Consider the following 20,652-nt stretch of genomic DNA (forward strand, 5'->3'; position numbering starts at 1 on the left):
CGCCAAGCCATCACCGCCGCGGGCAGCGGCTGCTCGGCGGCCATCGACGCCGAACGCTGGCTCGCCGACCACGAAGAGTCCAGCGCCGCCGCCCAAGGCGACGCAACCGAATTTCCTGGCAGTACCGACACATTGATTGGAGCACCACAATGACCGACGCCGAAAAAGCCGGGGCCACAATAGAAGTCTCTGACGCGTCGTTTTCCACCGACGTATTGTCCAGCAATAAGCCTGTGCTGGTTGACTTTTGGGCAACGTGGTGCGGCCCCTGCAAGATGGTGGCGCCGGTCCTCGAAGAGATCGCCAGCGAGCGGGGCGAACAGCTCACCGTTGCCAAGCTCGACGTGGACGCCAACCCCGAAACCGCACAGAGCTTCCAGGTGGTCTCCATTCCCACCCTGATCTTGTTCAAAGACGGGCAGCCGGTGAAGCGAATCGTCGGCGCCAAGGGCAAGGCCGCACTGCTGCGCGAGCTCTCGGACGCGGTTCCCAACCTCAGCTGATCTTCATTTGATTTCCGCGCACCACGCCCCGCGCATAGCCTGGGGTTTTCCCGAATTGACGAAGCGTCTGCGACAATACGGTTAGCTGTTGCCCATTTTTGAGCTCGTCAGTTAGTCCCGGAGGGCCCCCTGTATGTCGAGTCCGCGCCGCGAATACGGCGACGCGCTGCGCTGTGGTGACCGCGGCGCTGCTGTGACCGAGATTCGGGCGACACTGGCCTCCCTGGGCCTGCTCGATGGCTCCGACGACGATCTCAACACCGGCCAGCAGGTGGCCCTCGAACTCTTCGACGCCGAACTCGACCAGGCGGTGCGCGCTTTCCAACAACATCGCGGCCTGCTGGTGGACGGCATCGTCGGTGAGGCCACCTACCGGGCTCTCAAAGAGGCGTCGTACCGGTTGGGCGCGCGCACGTTGTACCACCAATTCGGCGCCCCGCTGTTCGGCGATGACGTGGCCACGCTGCAGGCCCGGCTCCAGGATCTGGGTTTCTACACCGGCCTGGTCGACGGATACTTCGGGTTGCAGACGCACAACGCGTTGATGTCGTATCAGCGCGAGTACGGGCTTTCCGCCGACGGGATCTGCGGTCCGGAAACGTTGCGCTCCTTTCACTTTTTGAGTTCACGGGTCAGCGGCGGATCGCCACACGCGCTCCGCGAAGAAGAGCTCGTTCGCTCATCGGGCCCCAAGCTGTCGGGCAAGCGGATCATCATCGATCCGGGCCGCGGCGGCGCGGACCACGGCGCCATCATGCAGGGCCCGTCCGGACCGATCAGTGAAGCAGATGTGTTGTGGGACTTGGCCAGCCGGCTCGAGGGACGGATGGCCGCGATCGGCATGGAGACCTTTCTGTCGCGACCGGTCAACCGCAGTCCGTTGGATGCCGAGCGCGCCGCCACCGCCAACAACGTCGGCGCCGATCTGATGATCAGCCTGCGCTGTGAGAGTCAGGTCAGCGCCGCCGCCAACGGAGTGGCGTCGTTCCACTTCGGGAACTCACACGGTTCGGTCTCCACCATCGGGCGTAACCTCGCCGACTTCATCCAGCGGGAAGTGGTGGCCCGCACCGGATTACGAGATTGCCGCACGCACGGCCGGACGTGGGACCTGCTGCGCCTGACCCGGATGCCCACGGTGCAGGTCGACGTCGGCTACATCACCAACCCGCGTGATCGCTCGATGCTGGTATCAACGCAGACCCGTGATGCCATCGCCGAGGGAATCCTGGCCGCGGTCAAGCGGCTGTATCTGTTGGGCAAAAACGACCGGCCCACTGGCACTTTCACTTTCGCCGAATTGCTGGCCCACGAATTGTCGGTGGAACGCACCAGCCAGCTGGGCGGTTCTTAGCCGTTAACCACCCGCGGTGGTTTTCAACGTTTTCAACGCATTTGCCGCCGTAGACCCGGCACCGACCGGCTGCTCCAGGTGTGCGCTCTCCAGCAGCCGCTCCAGCGCCGCCTCCACTTCGGCCTTCCAGCCCAGACCCTTGTCGAGCTCGAGCCGCAGTCGCGGGAAATACGTATGTGGTGCCACCACAACGAAACCCGCGTCTTTCAAGAACTCCGCGTCCATGACGCAATGGTCCACCGAACAGTCGCCCACCGCTTCCAGTACCGGACGCACGTCGGGACCGACCAGCCGCGGATCCTGCAGTTCCGACGCGGCCGGGGTGCGGCCGAACGCCTCGAGCGCCCGCACGCCGCGGCGCACCAGCTCGTCGATAACCCGCGCAATCAAACCGTTCGGTAGATCGTCGGCCGCCGGCCCGGGTTCGATGCCCATCGACGTCAACAGCACGGCGTCCGCGGAGACCGGACCGGTCGGGAACCGCTGCGCCCGCGGCACGGCCCGCGGCGGGGCGTAGAACACGTAGCCCAGGCACGGCGGCTCGGACTGGCTTCGCTCGTCCGGGACCGCGGTCGCGACCTGCCCGCACGAGCCCCACTCCAGCATCACCATCGACAGCCACGCTTCTTTTTCGAACTCGGGGTCGGCGAGGTGGTCCTGATTACCGAGGGTCGCCGGATCGACTTCCCAGAAGACGCACCGACGTGCGTGCTTGGGAAGCTGCTCGAATGCCTCGAGCCGTAGCGGCGTGATTCGAGCGGACACTAGCCTCCTGGCTCCTGTGCGGTACTGCAGCCATCTGCACCGGCAACCCCTCCAGGATAGGAGAGGTGGTCGCGATCGGGCCAGCTTTGGCCTGGCCACCGGCGTTGACGCGCCTTGACCGCCAGCCTTCTGCGACCGCGACACGCCGATTATCGAAAGTTGTTGATGTGCATGCTATTTCGTCGATCCCCGACGCCGGGGGTAGGCGGACTGCTCGCGAAAGCCGCCCCGGTGTCACAGTGACGTAATTACACGGTGTCCTAGTTCATGCCTTGGGCGGGGACATGACGTCGATGATCCGCTGTAGATCGTCCACCGAGCCGAACTCGACGACGATCTTGCCCTTGCGCTTGCCCAGGCTGACGGTCACCCGGGTGTCGAAGGCGGTCGAGAGTCGATCGGCGACGTCCTGCAGGCCCGGCATCTGAATCGGCTTGCGCCGCGGCGCCGTCGGCGTGGCTGGACCGCTCCGGTTGGCCAACGTGACCGCCTCCTCGGTCGCCCGCACCGACAGCCCCTCGGCGACGATCCGGGTGGCCAACTCCTCCTGTGCCTCCGCCCCGGCCTCCAGCGACAGCAATGCGCGCGCGTGACCCGCGGACAGCACCCCGGCGGCCACCCGGCGCTGCACCGCGATCGGCAGCTTGAGCAACCGGATCATGTTGGTGATCAGCGGCCGCGACCGGCCGATGCGCGCCGCCAGTTCGTCGTGGGTGACCCCGAACTCGTCGAGCAACTGCTGATAGGCGGCCGCCTCTTCCAACGGGTTCAGCTGCACCCGGTGGATGTTTTCCAACAGGGCGTCGCGCAGCAGATCGTCGTCACCGGTCTCGCGCACGATCGCCGGGATGGTCGCCAACCCGGCCTCTTGAGCCGCGCGCCAGCGCCGCTCCCCCATCACGATCTGATAACGCGCGCCGCTCGCGGAATCCTTGACGGCCCGCACCACGATCGGCTGCAAGAGGCCGAACTCGCGGATGGAGTGCACCAGCTCCGACAGCGCTTCCTCGTCGAAGACCTGCCGTGGCTGACGCGGGTTGCGCTCGATGTCGGCCGGCGCGATCTCGCGGTAGACCGCGCCCATCGACGACGCGTCCTGCGGCGGCGGTCCCCCGATTAGGACATCGGCGGCGGCGTCGCCCATCCGCGGCCCGAGCGTCGCCGGTCCCGAGTCGCCCTCCGCGGGGCCGGTCGGAATAAGCGAAGCCAGGCCTCGGCCGAGGCCGCCCTTCTTGCGTAACGGCTGCGTCATCGTCGTCCCTTCGCGGATGGTGGTCAATCGCGCTCGGCGAGTTCACGGCTCGCATCGAGATAGCTCATCGCCCCGCGAGAACCGGGGTCGTAATCGATGATGGTCATGCTGTAGCCCGGCGCCTCGGACACCTTGACGCTGCGCGGAATCACCGTGCGCAGCACCTTGCTCCCGAAGTAGCGGCGTACCTCTTCGGCGACCTGGTCCGCCAGTTTGGTGCGGCCGTCATACATGGTCAGCACCACCGTGGTCACCTCGAGCTTGGGATTGAGGTGCGCCTTCACCATCTCGATGTTGCGCATCAGCTGCGAGACACCCTCGAGCGCGTAGTACTCACACTGGATCGGGATCATCACCTCCGGCGCGGCGACGAGCGCATTGATCGTCAGCAGGCCGAGGGATGGCGGGCAATCGATGAAGACGCAGTCGAAGTCGAGGTTGTCCAAATCGGCCAATGCGGTGCGCAACCGATTCTCGCGCGCCACCATGCTGACCAATTCGATCTCGGCGCCCGCCAGGTCGATCGTGGCCGGGATGCAGAACAGCCGCTCGTTGTGCGGGCTCTGACGCAGCGCATCGTGCACCGAAACCTCGCCGAGCAAGACCTCGTACGACGACGGTGTGCCCGACTGCCGGTCGGTGATACCGAGCGCCGTGCTCGCGTTGCCTTGGGGGTCGAGATCGATGACGAGGGTCTTGAGTCCCTGCAGCGCGAGCGCCGCCGCGAGGTTGACAGCGGTGGTCGTCTTGCCCACGCCGCCCTTTTGGTTGGCGACGGTGAAAACGCGGCGATGGGACGGCCGGCGCAGCGGCGGGTACGTGGTGTGCAGCACCCGCATCGCGCGTTCGGCGGCCGCCCCGATTGGGGTGTCGAATTCGGCCGTTGTTTCACGTGAAACATTGGCCGCCGGCGCGGGCGCCGCCGTCTCGCGAACGTCCTCCGGTGCGTGGTGAGCCACCGGCCAATCTTCAGGAGAAGTCATCGGGTTCGGGCCTTCCCGGTCCGTGCCGGCTTGTGGTGCGGCGGCTTTCGGCGGCGCGCTGAAACTACGGTTGCGGGGGGACGCAAATAGTTCGCGCCACATGTCACCACCCTGACATCAGCGGCGCCCGATGCAGCCATCACACGCCGGTACTGTTCAACTTCGTCGGACGCCCGCTCCCCCTTGATGGCGAGCATCCGACCGTCGGGCCGAAGCAGGGGCAAGCTCCACTTCGTCAGCTTGTCCAACGATGCAACCGCTCGCGACACCGCAGCATCCCTCTCCCCGAACCGGTTGCGCACTCCCGGTAACTCCGCACGGCCACGGACCACCTCGACGGCTAACCCTAGTTCGTCGATGACCTCGTTGAGAAATTCGCTGCGGCGCAGCAACGGTTCGAGCAGGACGACGTCGAGATCGGGCCGCGCGATCGCCAGCGGTATCCCCGGCAGGCCCGCCCCACTCCCGATGTCGATGAGGCGCTCTCCCGGATGGAGGAGCTCGGCGAGGGCCGCGCTATTTAGAATGTGGCGGTCCCAGATGCGGTCGACCTCCCGCGGCCCGAGCAGCCCTCGCTCCACACCGGCGGTGGCCAAAACCTCCGCGTACCGGCGGGCGATGCCCAGCCGCTCACCGAAGACGGCGGCCGCCGCGTCCGGCGACGAGCCTTGGTCGGCGCCCTCCCCCGCCGAGCCCGCCGCATCGGCGGAACCGACATGTTTCACGTGAAACATCCTCTAGTCGGGACGCGCACTGTCAACCTTCGGAGTACGACGGGAGGGAACTACATGGCTGTAACTTGGCGGGGTCAGTCGTGCAGGACGACCACGCGGCGCGACGGCTCGACGCCCTCGCTCTCGCTGTGCACCCCGGCCACCGCGGCGACGGCGTCGTGCACGATCTTTCGTTCGAACGGCGTCATCGGCGAGAGCTCTTCACGTTCGCCCGATTCGAGCACCCGGCGCGCGACCTTGTCGCCCAGCGCCGCCAACTCCTCCCGGCGCCGCCGACGCCAGCTCGCGATGTCGAGCATCAACCGGCTCCGCACGCCCGTCTTCTGGTGCACCGCCAGCCGGGTGAGCTCCTGCAGCGCGTCGAGCACCTCTCCGCCGCGGCCCACCAACTTGTTCAGGTCGTCGCTGCCGTCGATGCTCACGACGGCGCGGCTGCCCTCGACGTCCAGATCGATATCGCCGTCAAAGTCCAACAGGTCCAACAACTCTTCGAGGTAGTCGCCGGCTATCTCGCCCTCGGCGACCAAGCGCTCCTCCAGATCATCGATCTCCTCCGGGTCCGACTCGGCGGCATCCTCGGCGGCCGATTGCGTGTCGAGTTCGGTATCGACGTCGCGCTCGGTGGTCTCGGCGTCTGTCATGTCTTCTCTCCCTCAATCAATGGGCCCCAGCCCAATTCGGATCGCCCTGTCCCGGCGGCCCTGTTAGTCATTCCGCCCGTATCAGCGTTTGCGCTTTTTCGGCCGCGCCCCGGGCCGTGGTGTGCGGTTGGTCGGGCCGTCGCTCGCCTCGGCGGCCGGCGCGTCGGCCCCATCGGAATCCGCGCTCCCCGAACCGGACGCAGCCGTCTCGGCGTCGGGCGTCGACGAGCCGTTGCCACCCGACGATGCCGCCTTGGGATTCCGCTTCGGCTTGGCACCCGGCGCCGGGGCGTTCGCCGCCCGGCGCTGGATCGCTTCCTGCTTCTTGGCTTCGTCCTCTTTCTCGATCATCCCGAAGACGTAATGCTGCTGCCCGAAGGTCCAGATGTTGTTGGCGAACCAGTACAGGATGATCGCCAGCGGAAGGAACGGGCCACCGACGACGACGCCAAGCGGGAACACGTACAGCGCGAGCTTGTTCATCATCGCGGTCTGCGGGTTGGCCGCCGCCTCCGGGCTCTGCCGCGCCACCGAGGCCCGGCTGTTGAAGTAGGTCGCGACGCCGGCCAGGATCATCACCGGCAGCCCGACCGCGATCACGGCCGGCCGACTGAAGAAGGTGAACGCGTCTAACCCGGTGCGCTGGGTCATGAAGGCGCCGATCGGTGCGCCGAACAAGTTCGCGTCCAGGAAGTGGCCGACGTCGGTCGGGGTGAAGACGTAGTTTCCGGTGAGCCGGTTCTGCGCCACCGACAGGTGGGGCTGCCCGAACCCGCCGGTAGTCCGGTTGAACGAACGCAGCACGTGATACAGACCGATGAACACCGGGATCTGCGCCAGCATCGGCAGGCAGCCCAGGATCGGGTTGAACCCGTGTTCGCGCTGCAGCTTCTGCATCTCGAGCGCCATCCGCTGGCGATCCTTGCCGTACTTCTTTTGCAGCGCCTTGATCTGGGGCTGCAGCTCCTGCATCTGGCGCGTGGTACGGATCTGCCGGACGAACGGCTTGTAGAGCAACGCCCGCAGCGTGAAGACCAAGAACATCACCGACAGCGCCCAGGCGAAGAAGTTCGACGGCCCCAGCATGGAGGCGAACAACTTGTACCAGACCCACATGATCCACGACACCGGGTAGTAGACGAAGTCGAGACTGAAGAAATCAAACAAAAGATTCACTCTCCCCTCGCGCCGCTCGGGGGACCCGGGCGTCGCTGGCATCTTGGCAATTCACGTGGCATCCGGGGCGGTCCGGGATCGGGTCCCAGCCGCCTTCATGCCATGGTCCGCACTTGGCGAGTCTGGCCGCAGCCAACCAGCTCCCCCGAATCAGGCCGTACTCGTTGAGCGCATCGACCGCGTATTGGCTGCAGGTCGGGACGAAGCGACACGTGGCCGGACGTAGCGGCGACACCATATGCCGATACAGCTGGATCACGAAAATCACTCCGCGGGCGGTCGCTCGTCCGGCGTCGCCAACCGATGCCCGCAGCCGGGTCGAGATCGTCACGGCTTGCTTCCTGCCGCCGGCACGCGTCGCAAACACCGGCGCAGTTCCTGCTCGAGTCGGGCGGAGGAGGCGGTGCGGCTGCTGGGCAGCGCGCGGATCACCAACCGATCGGATTGGCTGAGCTCGCCCAGCAGTGTTCGGGCGACGTGCCGCAGCCGACGAGCGACCCGGTGGCGCTCGACGGCGGACCCGACTGGCTTGCCGACCACCAGTCCGACGCGCGGCGCTTGGATTTCGTCACCGTCTTCGCCGCGGTGAAAATGCACGACGAGATCGGGCTGTGCCATCCGAATCCCGCGCTTCACCGTCGCGTCAAAGTCAATTGACCGCGTCATGCGGTTGCGTGCGGGAAGCACCGCCGAAGGACCTGACGTTGCGATCAGGCAGAGAGCGCGCGGCGACCCTTGCGGCGCCGACCGGACACGATCGCGCGTCCGGCACGAGTGCGCATCCGCAGGCGGAAGCCATGCACGCGGGCTCGGCGCCGGTTATTCGGCTGGAAGGTCCGCTTGCCCTTGGCCACGACGTTCTCCTCGTTGTGTTGCCATCCGGCCGCTCAGACGTTTCGCATCGGGCTCGTCTGCGGTTCGACCGGAGGTGGTCTTGGTGCTACTGGCCGGCGCGGTCCCCAGGTGGTTCGGGTCGCAGCCGTATCGCCGACTTTCGGGCGACTGTTTGAGGGTACTGACGAGGCTTCGCCTGGTCAAACCTGGCCTGCCGCAACGAAGCCGCGCCCGCCTGCCGGAAAGATTTTCCGTTTCGGTCACACTCGCCGCGGACGTGGCTACCATAACGAGCCGAAGCAAGCCCCACGTACCCTAAATGACCGGATTGGAATGCAGCAGAACGGTTGGCAGCCGAACGGAAAACTGTTAGCTTCTGCGAAGTCGATTTAGACTAAAGCAGCGCTCGACAACGAAGCGAGGATGGTGGATCGACTAGCTGCCTAGACAACCTTCCGAGGTTCTCTTCCAGCGCGGAGATCGCGAGCCGTCGCCGGTAGGTTGTGGCTCGCCTACGATCATCCTGTCCACACCTGTGTATAACTATGTGGACAGTTGCTTTGTCGCCTAGCGTGTGTGACTCGGGTCGGGACGTTCGAGAACCAGGGAGATGCGTCGTTGACCGATGACCCCGGTTCCAGTTTCACGGCAGTGTGGAATGCGGTCGTTTCCGAGCTCAACGGGGAGCCTCCTGCGGACGGCATGACGGCCAACCGCACGACCCTGGTCACACCCCTCACTCCCCAGCAGCGGGCCTGGCTCAATCTTGTCCGCCCACTGACCATCGTCGAGGGATTCGCGCTGCTGTCGGTGCCGAGCAGCTTCGTGCAAAACGAGATCGAACGACATCTGCGGGCACCCATCACCGATGCGCTCAGCCGGCGCCTCGGCCAGCAGATTCAACTGGGTGTTCGCATCGCTCCCCCGCCCGACGACGTCGAGGACGCGCTCATCCCGCCGGCCGAACCGTTCCCCGGAACCGAACCTGCCTTCCCCGCCGACGGCGCGGCCGGCGACAACGACGAAGCGTTCGACAACGGCGAGACGGTCACCGACAGCCAGCCGGGGTGGCCGAACTACTTCACCGAGCGGCCGCACGCGATCGATCCGGCCGTCGCCGCCGGGACGAGCCTCAACCGCCGCTACACCTTCGACACGTTCGTCATCGGTGCCTCCAACCGGTTCGCCCACGCCGCCGCCCTGGCGATCGCCGAAGCGCCGGCGCGGGCCTACAACCCTTTGTTCATCTGGGGCGAGTCCGGTCTCGGCAAGACCCACTTGTTGCACGCCGCCGGCAATTACGCGCAGCGGCTGTTCCCGGGCATGCGAGTCAAGTACGTCTCCACCGAGGAATTCACCAACGACTTCATCAACTCGCTGCGCGACGACCGCAAGGTCGCGTTCAAGCGCAGCTATCGCGACGTCGACGTGCTGCTGGTCGATGACATTCAGTTCATCGAGGGCAAGGAAGGTATCCAGGAAGAGTTCTTCCACACCTTCAACACGCTGCACAACGCCAACAAACAGATCGTCATCTCCTCGGACCGCCCACCCAAACAGCTGGCCACGCTGGAAGATCGGCTGCGGACGCGGTTCGAGTGGGGCCTGATCACCGACGTACAGCCCCCCGAACTGGAAACCCGGATCGCCATCCTGCGCAAGAAAGCACAGATGGAGCGGCTGGCGGTGCCCGACGATGTCCTCGAGCTGATCGCCAGCAGCATCGAGCGCAACATCCGTGAGCTCGAAGGCGCCCTGATCCGCGTCACGGCATTCGCCTCGCTGAACAAGACGCCGATCGACAAGGCGCTGGCCGAGATTGTGCTTCGCGATCTGATCGCCGACGCCAGCACCATGCAGATCAGCGCGGCCACCATCATGGCGGCCACCGCCGAATACTTCGACACCACGGTCGAAGAGCTCCGCGGCCCCGGCAAGACCCGAGCGCTGGCCCAATCGCGCCAGATCGCGATGTATCTGTGCCGCGAGCTCACCGATCTGTCATTACCCAAGATCGGGCAGGCATTCGGCCGCGACCACACCACGGTCATGTACGCGCAGCGCAAGATCTTGTCCGAGATGGCCGAGCGGCGTGAGGTTTTTGATCATGTCAAGGAGCTCACCACTCGCATCCGTCAGCGCTCCAAGCGCTGAAATCTCTTCTCTCCCCGGCGCTCCCGGCCCTGATTCCGGGCTTTCGCTGCGCGTGCTCGTAATTTTTTTCGAGAAACTTCACACCCGTCTGTCACACCCGCCACAGCGAGGGGATGTGGGTAGGACTGTGCACAACGCAATTAATCGCCGGTGTAGTAACACCGCTTGGGTGCACAGTTGTCATTCGTCCCCACCCGCCCAACACCTCGCCCACAGGTGTTCATGCGGCGATGCACAAGCCGATCGCGGCGCTAGCTGGGCCGAGAGGCCGCTGTCCCCAGCTTGCACAGGCCTTAATACTGGTACTGAGATCTCTTCATCGGTTCTTCTTTGAAATACAGGCTTGGGAACGCCCGGTGCACACTCGTCGTCCGAGGCTTGGTCAGCTCGGGTTGTCGGGGTTTGCGATTAGCTTTCAAGATGGCGTCGAAGGATCTACGGTTGTTCTTCGACTGCCGTTGCGGTCGCCGTTGGCTCATCACATGTCATCGGCGTTCGTGGCGGAGCCCCGTGCTAGCGGGGGGAGGCTAGCCAATGGATTCGAAACGCTGAGTAGGTGAAGGGACGCTATGGACGCGGCGACGACGACGGCTGGCCTCAGCGACTTGAAATTTCGTTTGGTGCGGGAGTCTTTCGCCGACGCGGTGTCGTGGGTGGCGAAGAACCTGCCGTCCAGACCCGCGGTGCCGGTGCTCTCCGGTGTGCTGCTGTCCGGCACCGATGAGGGCCTGACGATCTCCGGATTCGATTACGAGGTTTCCGCCGAGGCGCAGGTTGCAGCCGAAATCGCTTCTCCGGGAAGTGTTTTGGTGTCCGGCCGGCTGTTGTCGGACATCGTGCGGGCGCTGCCCAACAAGCCCATCGACTTCTACGTCGACGGCAACCGGGTGGCACTGCACTGCGGAAACGCCAGGTTCTCGTTGCCGACGATGGCCGTCGAGGATTACCCGACGCTGCCGGCGCTGCCAGAAGAGACCGGGACGCTGCCCGCCGACTTGTTCGCCGAGGCGATCAGCCAGGTGGCCATCGCGGCCGGCCGCGACGACACGCTGCCGATGTTGACCGGGATCCGGGTTGAGATTTCGGGGGACACGGTGGTTTTGGCGGCCACCGACAGATTCCGCCTGGCGGTTCGCGAGCTGACCTGGTCGGCGGCCTCGCCGGACATCGAAGCGGCGGTCCTGGTGCCGGCCAAGACATTGGCCGAAGCCGCCCGGACCGGGGCCGACGGCTCCGAGGTCCGGTTGGCACTGGGTGCGGGTTCGGGCGTCGGGAAAGACGGATTGCTCGGCATCAGCGGGAACGGCAAGCGCTCCACCACCCGTCTGCTGGACGCGGAATTCCCGAAGTTCCGCCAACTGCTGCCGGCCGAGCACACGGCCGTCGCCACCATCAACGTGGCCGAATTGACCGAGGCGATCAAGCTGGTGGCGTTGGTCGCCGACCGGGGCGCCCAGGTGCGGATGGAATTCAGTGAGGGATCGCTGCGCTTGTCGGCCGGTGCCGACGATGTCGGCCGGGCCGAAGAAGACCTCGCGGTCGATTTCGTCGGCGAGCCGTTGACCATCGCGTTCAACCCGACGTATCTGACCGACGGGTTGGGGTCGGTCCATTCCGAGCTGGTGTCGTTCGGCTTCACGACGCCGGGCAAGCCGGCGCTGTTGCGGCCGGCCTTGAGCGACGACAGCCACCCGACCGGCCCGGGTCCGTACAGCGCCCTGCCGACCGATTACGTCTACTTGTTGATGCCTGTCCGGTTGCCTGGCTAGGTGTACGTCCGGCATTTGGGACTGCGCGACTTCCGGTCCTGGGCACACGCCGACCTCGAATTGCAGCCTGGTCGGACGGTCTTCATTGGATCCAACGGCTTCGGGAAGACGAATCTCCTTGAGGCGCTGTGGTATTCGAGCACTATGGGCTCGCACCGGGTGGGCACGGACGCGCCGTTGATCCGCGCCGGGGCCGAGCGCGCGGTGGTTTCCACGATCGTGGTCAACGAAGGCAGGGAGTGTGCGGTCGATCTGGAGATCGCGGCGGGCCGGGCGAATAAGGCGCGGCTCAATCGTTCTCCGGTGCGCAGTACGCGCGAGGTGATTGGGGTGCTGCGCGCGGTGCTGTTCGCCCCCGAAGACCTGGCGTTGGTGCGGGGCGATCCATCCGACCGGCGCCGCTACCTCGACGATCTGGCGACGGTGCGCCGCCCGGCGGTGGCCGCGGTGCGCGCCGACTACGAAAAGGTGCTGCGGCAGCGCACCGCGCTGTTGAAATCCCTGTCCGGGGCGCGCTACCGCGGCGACCAGAGCGCACTGGACACGCTCGACGTGTGGGACAGTCGCCTGGCCGAACACGGCGCCCAATTAATGGCCGCCCGTATTGATTTGGTGAACCAGTTGACGCCAGAGGTCGAAAAGGCCTACCAGCTGCTGGCCCCGGGATCACGCGCCGCATCCATCGGCTATCGCTCCAGCCTGGGCGCCCAGGCCGCGGCGGACATCGCCGGCGCCGACCGGGAGTTCTTGGAAGCCGCCCTGCTGGCGGCGTTGTCGGCGCGCCGCGACGCGGAGCTCGAACGCGGCATGTGTCTTGTCGGCCCGCACCGCGACGATCTGGAATTGTGGCTTGGGGACCAGCCCGCGAAAGGCTTTGCCAGCCATGGCGAATCGTGGTCATTAGCGTTGTCGCTGCGGCTGGCCGCATACGAATTGCTGAGGGCCGAAGAAAGCGAACCCGTGTTGTTGCTCGACGACGTCTTCGCCGAACTCGACGCCGCCCGGCGCCGCGCGCTGGCCACGGTCGCCGAATCCGCCGAACAGGTGCTGGTCACCGCGGCGGTGCTGGAAGATATCCCGGCCGGCTGGGACGCCCGCCAGGTGCACGTCGATTTGCGTGACAGCGACTCGGGCCGGGTGTCGGAGATGCACTCATGACCGGTGTTGATGAGGGACCCCGGGCCCCGTCGAATGCCCTGAGTGGCATCGATCTGGTCCGCCGCACCCTCGAGGAGGCCCGGGCCGCGGCGCGGGCTCAGGGTAAAGACGCCGGCCGCGGCCGGGCGGCGGCCCCCGCCCCGCGCCGGGTCGCGGGTCAGCGGCGCAGTTGGTCGGGGCCGGGACCTGACGCACGCGACCCGCAGCCGCTGGGTAGCCTGGCGCGTGACCTGGCGAGAAAACGTGGGTGGTCCGCGCAGGTCGCCGAGGGCACGGTGCTGGGCAACTGGGCGACCGTCGTCGGCCATCAGATCGCCGACCACGCGGTGCCGACCGCGCTGAACGACGGTGTGCTGAGCGTGGCCGCCGAATCGACGGCGTGGGCGACCCAGCTGCGAATGATTCAGTCGCAGTTATTGGCCAAGATCGCCGCCGCCGTCGGCAACGGCGTGGTGACGTCGTTGAAGATCACCGGCCCGGCAGCGCCCTCCTGGCGCAAGGGGCCGCGTCACATCGCTGGACGAGGGCCGCGCGACACGTACGGCTAGGGAGGTTGGCGGCGACCCCGCATCCCCAGATCACGCTTCGTCCACAGGCCGCTGAAATCCGCCAGGACGACGCGGACCCCCTCGACGCACGTCGGGACGCGGCGAGAATAAAGAAATCGTGCGCACGGCGCGGTTAGCTGGGTAGAAACGCGGCCAGAAAATCGGTGCGGATGCCTGTTCACGCTAGACTGGCAGGATGCGACTGTTGCGGTGACTGGAACCGCCCGCATGAAACCCCAAGGAGAGCATTCCGACCGTGGCTGCCCAGAAGAAGAAGGCACAAGACGATTACGGCGCTTCAGCGATCACCGTGCTCGAGGGCCTCGAGGCCGTCCGCAAACGCCCCGGTATGTACATCGGGTCCACGGGTGAGCGTGGTCTGCACCACCTCATCTGGGAGGTGGTGGACAACTCGGTCGACGAGGCGATGGCCGGCTACGCCGACAAGGTCGACGTCCGGATTCTCGACGACGGCAGCGTAGAGGTCTCCGACAACGGGCGCGGTATTCCGGTCGCGATGCACGCCACCGGTGCCCCCACCGTCGACGTCGTGATGACGCAGCTGCATGCGGGCGGCAAATTCGGCGGCGAGAACAGCGGTTACAACGTCAGTGGTGGTCTGCACGGTGTCGGTGTGTCGGTGGTCAACGCGCTCTCGACCCGGCTCGAGGTCGACATCGCCCGCGACGGCCACGAATGGTCGCAGTATTACGACCGCGCGGTCCCCGGCACCCTCAAACAGGGCGAGGCGACCAAGCGCACCGGCACCACGATCCGGTTCTGGGCCGACCCGGAAATCTTCGAGACCACCGAATACGACTTCGAGACGGTGGCGCGCCGGCTGCAGGAAATGGCCTTCCTCAACAAGGGTTTGACCATCAACCTCACCGACGAACGGGTGAGCAACGAAGAGGTGGTCGACGAGGTCGTCAGCGACACCGCCGAAGCGCCCAAGTCGGCGGAGGAGAAGGCCGCGGAATCCACTGCGCCACATAAGGTTAAGCACCGCACCTTCCACTACCCCGGTGGCCTGGTCGACTTCGTCAAACACATCAACCGCACCAAGAGCCCGATCCAGCAGAGCATCATCGACTTCGACGGCAAGGGTCCCGGCCACGAGGTCGAGATCGCGATGCAGTGGAACGGCGGCTACTCGGAGTCGGTGCACACCTTCGCCAACACCATCAACACCCACGAGGGCGGCACGCACGAGGAGGGCTTCCGCAGCGCGCTGACGACAGTGGTCAACAAGTACGCCAAAGACAAGAAGCTGCTCAAGGACAAGGACCCCAACCTCACCGGCGATGACATCCGCGAAGGCCTGGCCGCGGTGATCTCGGTCAAGGTCAGCGAGCCGCAGTTCGAGGGCCAGACCAAGACCAAGCTGGGCAACACCGAGGTGAAGTCCTTCGTGCAGAAGGTCTGCAACGAACAACTCACGCACTGGTTCGAAGCCAACCCCGCGGACGCCAAGGTCGTGGTCAACAAGGCGGTGTCGTCGGCGCAGGCCCGCATCGCCGCCCGCAAAGCACGAGAGTTGGTGCGCCGCAAGAGCGCAACGGATCTCGGCGGGCTGCCCGGCAAGCTCGCCGACTGCCGCTCCACCGATCCGCGCAAGTCGGAACTGTATGTGGTGGAGGGCGACTCGGCGGGCGGCTCGGCCAAGAGCGGCCGCGACTCGATGTTCCAGGCCATCCTGCCGCTGCGCGGCAAGATCATCAACGTCGAAAAGGCCCGCATTGACCGGGTTCTGAAGAACACCGAGGTCCAGGCGATCATCACCGCGCTGGGCACCGGCATCCACGACGAGTTCGACATCGCCAAGCTGCGCTACCACAAGATCGTGCTGATGGCCGACGCGGATGTCGACGGTCAGCACATCTCGACATTGTTGCTGACGCTGCTGTTCCGTTTCATGCGACCGCTGATCGAACACGGGCACGTGTTCTTGGCGCAGCCGCCGCTGTACAAGCTGAAATGGCAACGCAGCGATCCCGAATTCGCCTACTCCGACCGCGAGCGTGACGGCTTGCTGGAGGCCGGCCAGAAGGCGGGCAAGAAGATTAACAAGGACGACGGTATCCAGCGTTACAAGGGTCTTGGCGAAATGGACGCCAAGGAATTGTGGGAAACCACAATGGATCCCAGCGTCCGAGTGCTGCGCCAAGTCACACTCGACGACGCCGCGGCCGCCGACGAGCTGTTCTCCATCCTGATGGGCGAGGACGTCGACGCGCGCCGCAGCTTTATCACCCGTAATGCCAAGGACGTTCGCTTCTTAGATGTCTAGACGGCTGAGCGATTCAGACCGGCCACCGTTGACCGACCAACGAGGAATTCATGACTGACACCACGCTGCCGCCTGGCGACGACTCCGTCGACCGGATCCAACCGGTCGACATCCAGCAGGAGATGCAGCGCAGCTACATCGATTACGCGATGAGCGTGATCGTGGGCCGCGCGCTGCCCGAGGTGCGCGACGGTCTCAAGCCGGTGCACCGTCGGGTGCTCTATGCGATGTACGACTCCGGGTTCCGCCCGGATCGCAGCCACGCGAAGTCGGCGCGGTCGGTCGCCGAGACGATGGGTAACTATCACCCGCACGGCGACGCGTCGATCTACGACACGCTGGTGCGCATGGCGCAGCCGTGGTCGCTGCGCTATCCGCTCGTCGACGGCCAGGGCAACTTCGGCTCGCCCGGTAACGACCCGCCGGCCGCCATGCGGTACACCGAGGCGCGACTGACCCCGCTCGCGATGGAGATGCTGCGCGAAATCGACGAGGAGACAGTCGATTTCATTCCCAACTACGACGGTCGTGTGCAGGAGCCGACCGTGCTGCCGAGCCGGTTCCCCAACTTGCTGGCCAACGGCTCGGGCGGTATCGCCGTGGGAATGGCGACCAACATCCCCCCGCATAACCTGCGCGAGCTGGCCGAAGCCGTCTACTGGTGCCTGGACAATCACGAAGCCGATGAAGAGGCGACGCTGGCCGCGGTCTGCGAGCGGGTCAAGGGTCCGGACTTCCCCACCCACGGTCTGATCGTCGGATCACAAGGCATCCACGATGCGTACACCACCGGCCGCGGGTCGATCCGGATGCGCGGAGTCGTTGAGGTAGAAGAGGATTCACGCGGCCGCACCTCGCTGGTGATCACCGAGTTGCCCTACCAGGTGAACCACGACAACTTCATCACCTCGATCGCCGAGCAGGTGCGCGACGGCAAGTTGGCCGGCATCTCCAACATCGAAGACCAGTCCAGCGACCGCGTCGGCCTGCGCATCGTGGTGGAGATCAAGCGCGACGCCGTCGCCAAGGTGGTGCTGAACAACCTCTACAAGCACACCCAGCTGCAGACCAGCTTCGGGGCGAACATGTTGTCGATCGTCGACGGGGTGCCGCGCACGCTGCGCCTCGACCAGATGATCCGCCACTACGTCGCGCATCAACTCGACGTGATCGTCCGGCGCACCACCTACCGGTTGCGCAAGGCCAACGAGCGCGCGCACATCTTGCGCGGTCTGGTCAAAGCGCTCGACGCGCTCGACGAGGTGATCGCCCTGATCCGCGCGTCGGAGACCGTGGAGATCGCCCGGGCCGGCCTGATCGAGCTGCTGGACATCGACGAAATCCAGGCCCAGGCGATCCTGGACATGCAGCTGCGCCGGCTGGCCGCCCTGGAGCGCCAGCGCATCGTCGACGACCTGGCCAAGATCGAAGCCGAGATCGCGGACCTGGAAGACATCCTGGCCAAGCCGGAGCGGCAGCGCCGCATCGTGCACGACGAGCTCGCCGAGATCGTCGACAAGCACGGCGACGAGCGCCGGACCCGGATCATCGCCGCCGACGGTGACGTCAACGACGAGGACCTGATCGCCCGCGAGGACGTCGTCGTCACCATCACCGAGACCGGTTACGCCAAACGCACCAAGACCGACCTGTACCGCAGCCAGAAACGCGGCGGCAAGGGTGTGCAGGGCGCCGGCCTGAAGCAGGACGACATCGTGCGGCACTTCTTCGTGTGCTCCACGCACGACTGGATCCTGTTTTTCACCACCCAGGGCCGGGTCTACCGGGCCAAGGCGTACGAACTGCCGGAGGCGTCGCGAACGGCGCGCGGTCAGCACGTCGCCAACCTGCTGGCGTTCCAACCCGAGGAGCGCATCGCCCAGGTCATCCAGATCCGCGGTTACGAGGATGCCCCGTACCTGGTGCTGGCCACCCGCAACGGGCTGGTGAAGAAGACCAAGCTGACCGACTTCGACTCCAACCGCTCGGGCGGAATCGTGGCGATCAACCTGCGCGACAACGACGAGCTCGTCGGCGCGGTGCTCTGCTCCGCCGACGAGGACCTGCTGTTGGTCTCGGCCAACGGCCAGTCCATCCGGTTCTCGGCGACCGACGATGCGCTGCGGCCGATGGGCCGAGCCACCTCGGGTGTGCAGGGCATGCGGTTCAACGCTGACGACTACCTGTTGTCGCTCAACGTGGTCCGCGAGGGAACCTATCTGCTGGTGGCAACGTCTGGTGGGTATGCCAAGCGCACCGCGATCGAGGAATATCCGGTGCAGGGCCGCGGCGGCAAGGGCGTCCTGACGGTGATGTACGACCGCCGGCGTGGCAGGCTGGTTGGTGCGTTGATTGTCGATGAGGACAGCGAGCTGTACGCGATCACCTCGGGAGGCGGCGTCATCCGCACCGCAGCGGGCCAGGTCCGCAAGGCGGGACGGCAGACCAAGGGCGTGCGCCTGATGAACCTCGGTGAAGAGAACACGCTGCTGGCCATCGCCCGCAACGCCGAGGCGAACGCGGACGAAGTCGTCGAGGAAATCGACGGTGCCACGGAGTCGGACAGCTAGTCGGTAGCGAGCCACTAGACTCAGCCCGATGACGGTCGGGCCGCGTGGCGGGCCGAGTAGGAGACCTAAGGAGTCGGGGTGACCTCACCGAACGAGCCGGGCGCCCCCAAAAAGGGGGATGCCCCCAACGGGGATGGTTCGGTTGAGCGAGCCGGTGTGCGCCGCGCGGCGCCACCGGCACCGGGTGGCCGCGCCCAAGACGGTGGGGACGGGCCACCGTGGCAGCGCGGCGGCACCCGACCCCAGCAGCCGGGGCCTCGGCATAACGAACCGCCCACCGAGAAGCGGCCCTCGGGCCAGGCCGGCGGCGTCGAGGCCCGGCTGAACCGCTTCATCTCCGGCACCGCGGCGCCCGGCGCCGGCGCTCCGGCGCACGCCAAGGAGCCTGAGCGCGCGCCCGCCCGCGCCGAGACCTCTGCGACCGAGGCCTACGCGAGCGAGTTGCCGGACCTGTCCGGTGGAGTGCCGCGCGGCCCGCACCGCAAACCCGCGCCCGAGCGCCCCGCCGAGTCGCCGAGCGCGTCGGGGTCCGGACGGTCGGCCACCGCCGAAAGCCGGGAAGGCCGGGATAACCGGGACAACCGGGTGCAGGTGTCACGGCGAACGCGGGGCCCGGTGCGGGCCAGCATGCAGATCCGCCGCATCGATCCGTGGAGCACCCTGAAGGTGTCGCTGCTGCTCTCGGTGGCGCTGTTCTTCGTCTGGATGATCGCCGTCGCGTTCCTCTACCTGGTGCTCGGCGGCATGGGCGTGTGGTCGAAGTTGAACAGCAACGTCGGTGACCTGCTCAACAACACCAGCGGCAGCAGCGGCGAACTGGTGTCCAGCGGCACGATTTTCGGCGGCGCGGTCCTGATCGGGCTGGTCAACATCGTGTTGCTGACCGCGATGGCCACCATCGCTGCGTTCGTCTACAACCTGACCACCGATCTGATCGGCGGTGTCGAGGTGACGTTGGCGGATCGGGACTAGCAGTGGACGCTGCGTTTTTGGGAGTCGGGCGGGGAGTGCGGTAATCTCGTCGCTCGGCCGTACGCGAGTACGGGCCTATAGCTCAGGCGGTTAGAGCGCTTCGCTGATAACGAAGAGGTCGGAGGTTCGAGTCCTCCTAGGCCCACAACCATGTGCCCGTCAAGACGTTGCGTAAGACTCGCACTGCCGCTGGGACTTATCGCCGTATTGGCAGCGGTGGCGTGGTCCCGACGCGGAGTCGAGGTCTGGCACGTGGCTGTGGATGACCAAGGTCAACCACCCAGTCACGATGAGGGGCCTTAGCTCAGTTGGTAGAGCACCGCCTTTGCAAGGCGGGTGTCAGGGGTTCGATTCCCCTAGGCTCCACAAGTCACGCCCCTTCCCCGGCTCCCGCGTAGGACGATCCGAGAAAGCGTTCCACCAGGGCCCGCTCGGCGGCGGCATCTTTGAGGGGCCAGCCCCACAGCGCCAGGAAGACGCGGATCAGCCACTGCGCCGCCAGCGGATCGTCGTGCTCGGGCCCCAGCATCTCGGCGGCCAGGGCCGTCACGATCGGTGAGTTGATGACCCAGTCGCTGACCGGGGCGGCGTGGATCGAGCGCATGAGCTGGGCCAGCGGATCGGAGCGCAGCCGTTCGAGCGCCATGATGGTGGCGGTCACGACCCGCTGGGGGCCTCGAAGGTCCTCGATGGCATCACGGGTGGTGTCCACGATGCGGGCGGCCTGGATGCGGATCACGGCGTCGCGGATCGTCGCCTTGCCGCCGGCATGGCGATAGATCGTCGCCGGTGAGCAGTGCACCCGGGCGGCCAGGGCTTCGATCGAAAAATCCTCGTATCCCCGGCGGGCGATGAGGTCGGCCGCCGCGGTATAGATCCGTTCGGCGGCTTCACTACCGCGGTCGCGGCCCACCAACCAATCACTCCCAGTCATCCGTCCATGCTGCAC

19 protein-coding genes, 2 tRNA genes and 1 pseudogene are annotated in these 20,652 nt (G+C 66.0%); 12 read left to right on the forward strand and 10 right to left on the reverse strand.

Going from position 1 to position 20,652, the window contains the following annotated elements:
* The 3 genes and pseudogenes from A5646_RS29130 to A5646_RS20085 all read left to right on the forward strand — a co-directional run.
* Positions 1-153 (forward strand): annotated as a pseudogene (locus A5646_RS29130) (thioredoxin-disulfide reductase); the annotation flags it as partial.
* Entirely contained in the window at positions 150-503 is a 354-nt protein-coding gene (gene trxA / locus A5646_RS20080; RefSeq protein WP_066861867.1) for a thioredoxin, read from the forward strand. The pseudogene A5646_RS29130 and the gene trxA, both read left to right, overlap by 4 nt.
* Before the next feature lie 133 nt (positions 504-636).
* On the forward strand, positions 637-1,857 hold the full coding sequence (locus A5646_RS20085) for an N-acetylmuramoyl-L-alanine amidase (protein WP_066878926.1): 1,221 nt from the start codon (positions 637-639) through the stop codon (positions 1,855-1,857).
* A 3-nt stretch (positions 1,858-1,860) separates the two neighbouring features.
* Here the strand turns inward: A5646_RS20085 and A5646_RS20090 are convergent, their stop codons facing one another.
* The 9 genes from A5646_RS20090 to rpmH form a co-directional block, all read right to left on the reverse strand.
* Positions 1,861-2,622, reverse strand: a complete 762-nt coding sequence (locus A5646_RS20090) for an acetyltransferase (RefSeq protein ID WP_066861859.1) — start codon at positions 2,620-2,622, stop codon at positions 1,861-1,863.
* A gap of 265 nt (positions 2,623-2,887) precedes the next feature.
* Positions 2,888-3,874, reverse strand: a complete 987-nt coding sequence (locus tag A5646_RS20095) for a ParB/RepB/Spo0J family partition protein (protein ID WP_066861857.1) — start codon at positions 3,872-3,874, stop codon at positions 2,888-2,890.
* A 23-nt stretch (positions 3,875-3,897) separates the two neighbouring features.
* The gene (locus A5646_RS20100) at positions 3,898-4,959 is read right to left on the reverse strand and encodes a ParA family protein (protein ID WP_369806974.1); all 1,062 of its coding nucleotides are present in this window, start codon (positions 4,957-4,959) and stop codon (positions 3,898-3,900) included.
* Positions 4,854-5,591: a 16S rRNA (guanine(527)-N(7))-methyltransferase RsmG gene (gene rsmG, locus A5646_RS20105; protein WP_067023767.1), complete on the reverse strand. Its 738-nt coding sequence runs from the start codon at positions 5,589-5,591 to the stop codon at positions 4,854-4,856. Before rsmG ends, A5646_RS20100 begins: the two co-directional genes overlap by 106 nt.
* 74 nt (positions 5,592-5,665) lie before the next feature.
* The gene (locus A5646_RS20110) at positions 5,666-6,232 is read right to left on the reverse strand and encodes a R3H domain-containing nucleic acid-binding protein (protein ID WP_066861846.1); all 567 of its coding nucleotides are present in this window, start codon (positions 6,230-6,232) and stop codon (positions 5,666-5,668) included.
* Positions 6,233-6,313: 81 nt separating this feature from the next.
* Positions 6,314-7,408, reverse strand: a complete 1,095-nt coding sequence (yidC, locus tag A5646_RS20115) for a membrane protein insertase YidC (RefSeq protein ID WP_066861843.1) — start codon at positions 7,406-7,408, stop codon at positions 6,314-6,316.
* Entirely contained in the window at positions 7,392-7,739 is a 348-nt protein-coding gene (gene yidD, locus A5646_RS28375) for a membrane protein insertion efficiency factor YidD (protein WP_156752945.1), read from the reverse strand. Before yidD ends, yidC begins: the two co-directional genes overlap by 17 nt.
* Entirely contained in the window at positions 7,736-8,095 is a 360-nt protein-coding gene (gene rnpA, locus A5646_RS20120) for a ribonuclease P protein component (protein WP_082972030.1), read from the reverse strand. The genes yidD and rnpA overlap by 4 nt, the downstream gene beginning before the upstream one ends.
* Positions 8,096-8,118: 23 nt before the next feature.
* On the reverse strand, positions 8,119-8,262 hold the full coding sequence (gene rpmH, locus A5646_RS28380) for a 50S ribosomal protein L34 (RefSeq protein WP_003874369.1): 144 nt from the start codon (positions 8,260-8,262) through the stop codon (positions 8,119-8,121).
* 598 nt (positions 8,263-8,860) lie between these two features.
* Here rpmH and dnaA point away from each other — a divergent pair.
* From dnaA to A5646_RS20165, 9 genes are all read left to right on the forward strand, one after another.
* Entirely contained in the window at positions 8,861-10,396 is a 1,536-nt protein-coding gene (gene dnaA / locus A5646_RS20125) for a chromosomal replication initiator protein DnaA (protein ID WP_066861980.1), read from the forward strand.
* A 569-nt stretch (positions 10,397-10,965) separates the two neighbouring features.
* Positions 10,966-12,165 (forward strand): DNA polymerase III subunit beta, encoded by a 1,200-nt coding sequence (gene dnaN, locus A5646_RS20130; RefSeq protein WP_066861838.1) that lies wholly within the window; start codon positions 10,966-10,968, stop codon positions 12,163-12,165.
* Positions 12,166-13,323, forward strand: a complete 1,158-nt coding sequence (gene recF, locus A5646_RS20135; protein ID WP_066878913.1) for a DNA replication/repair protein RecF — start codon at positions 12,166-12,168, stop codon at positions 13,321-13,323.
* On the forward strand, positions 13,320-13,871 hold the full coding sequence (locus A5646_RS20140; RefSeq protein WP_067023770.1) for a DUF721 family protein: 552 nt from the start codon (positions 13,320-13,322) through the stop codon (positions 13,869-13,871). Before recF ends, A5646_RS20140 begins: the two co-directional genes overlap by 4 nt.
* A gap of 256 nt (positions 13,872-14,127) precedes the next feature.
* Positions 14,128-16,161: a DNA topoisomerase (ATP-hydrolyzing) subunit B gene (gene gyrB / locus A5646_RS20145; RefSeq protein ID WP_066861829.1), complete on the forward strand. Its 2,034-nt coding sequence runs from the start codon at positions 14,128-14,130 to the stop codon at positions 16,159-16,161.
* A gap of 50 nt (positions 16,162-16,211) precedes the next feature.
* Positions 16,212-18,731 carry a DNA gyrase subunit A gene (gyrA, locus tag A5646_RS20150; RefSeq protein ID WP_066861826.1) on the forward strand — a complete coding sequence of 840 codons (2,520 nt, stop codon included), beginning with the start codon at positions 16,212-16,214 and terminating at the stop codon, positions 18,729-18,731.
* A 78-nt stretch (positions 18,732-18,809) separates the two neighbouring features.
* Complete coding sequence (locus A5646_RS20155; RefSeq protein ID WP_067023773.1) at positions 18,810-19,703, forward strand: DUF3566 domain-containing protein; 894 nt, start codon at positions 18,810-18,812, stop codon at positions 19,701-19,703.
* 71 nt (positions 19,704-19,774) lie between these two features.
* Positions 19,775-19,848 (forward strand) — tRNA-Ile (locus A5646_RS20160).
* Between the two features lie 148 nt (positions 19,849-19,996).
* Positions 19,997-20,069: transfer RNA gene (locus tag A5646_RS20165), tRNA-Ala, on the forward strand.
* A gap of 4 nt (positions 20,070-20,073) precedes the next feature.
* On the opposite strand, the gene A5646_RS20170 is transcribed toward A5646_RS20165, so the two are convergent.
* Entirely contained in the window at positions 20,074-20,637 is a 564-nt protein-coding gene (locus tag A5646_RS20170) for a TetR/AcrR family transcriptional regulator (RefSeq protein WP_067023776.1), read from the reverse strand.
* Positions 20,638-20,652: the final 15 nt, after the last annotated feature.

Origin of the sequence: Mycobacterium sp. 1245499.0 (genome assembly GCF_001673615.1) — a bacterium.
Taxonomy (GTDB): Bacteria; Actinomycetota; Actinomycetes; order Mycobacteriales; family Mycobacteriaceae; genus Mycobacterium; species Mycobacterium europaeum_A.

Excerpts from the sequence above, each read along its gene's own strand:
- trxA (WP_066861867.1), top strand. The coding sequence starts at position 150 with ATGACCGACGCCGAAAAAGCCGGGGCCACAATAGAAGTCTCTGACGCG.
- A5646_RS20085 (WP_066878926.1), top strand. The coding sequence starts at position 637 with ATGTCGAGTCCGCGCCGCGAATACGGCGACGCGCTGCGCTGTGGTGAC.
- A5646_RS20095 (WP_066861857.1), bottom strand. The coding sequence starts at position 3,874 with ATGACGCAGCCGTTACGCAAGAAGGGCGGCCTCGGCCGAGGCCTGGCT.
- A5646_RS20100 (WP_369806974.1), bottom strand. The coding sequence starts at position 4,959 with ATGTGGCGCGAACTATTTGCGTCCCCCCGCAACCGTAGTTTCAGCGCG.
- rsmG (WP_067023767.1), bottom strand. The coding sequence starts at position 5,591 with ATGTTTCACGTGAAACATGTCGGTTCCGCCGATGCGGCGGGCTCGGCG.
- A5646_RS20110 (WP_066861846.1), bottom strand. The coding sequence starts at position 6,232 with ATGACAGACGCCGAGACCACCGAGCGCGACGTCGATACCGAACTCGAC.
- dnaN (WP_066861838.1), top strand. The coding sequence starts at position 10,966 with ATGGACGCGGCGACGACGACGGCTGGCCTCAGCGACTTGAAATTTCGT.
- A5646_RS20140 (WP_067023770.1), top strand. The coding sequence starts at position 13,320 with ATGACCGGTGTTGATGAGGGACCCCGGGCCCCGTCGAATGCCCTGAGT.
- gyrA (WP_066861826.1), top strand. The coding sequence starts at position 16,212 with ATGACTGACACCACGCTGCCGCCTGGCGACGACTCCGTCGACCGGATC.
- A5646_RS20170 (WP_067023776.1), bottom strand. The coding sequence starts at position 20,637 with ATGACTGGGAGTGATTGGTTGGTGGGCCGCGACCGCGGTAGTGAAGCC.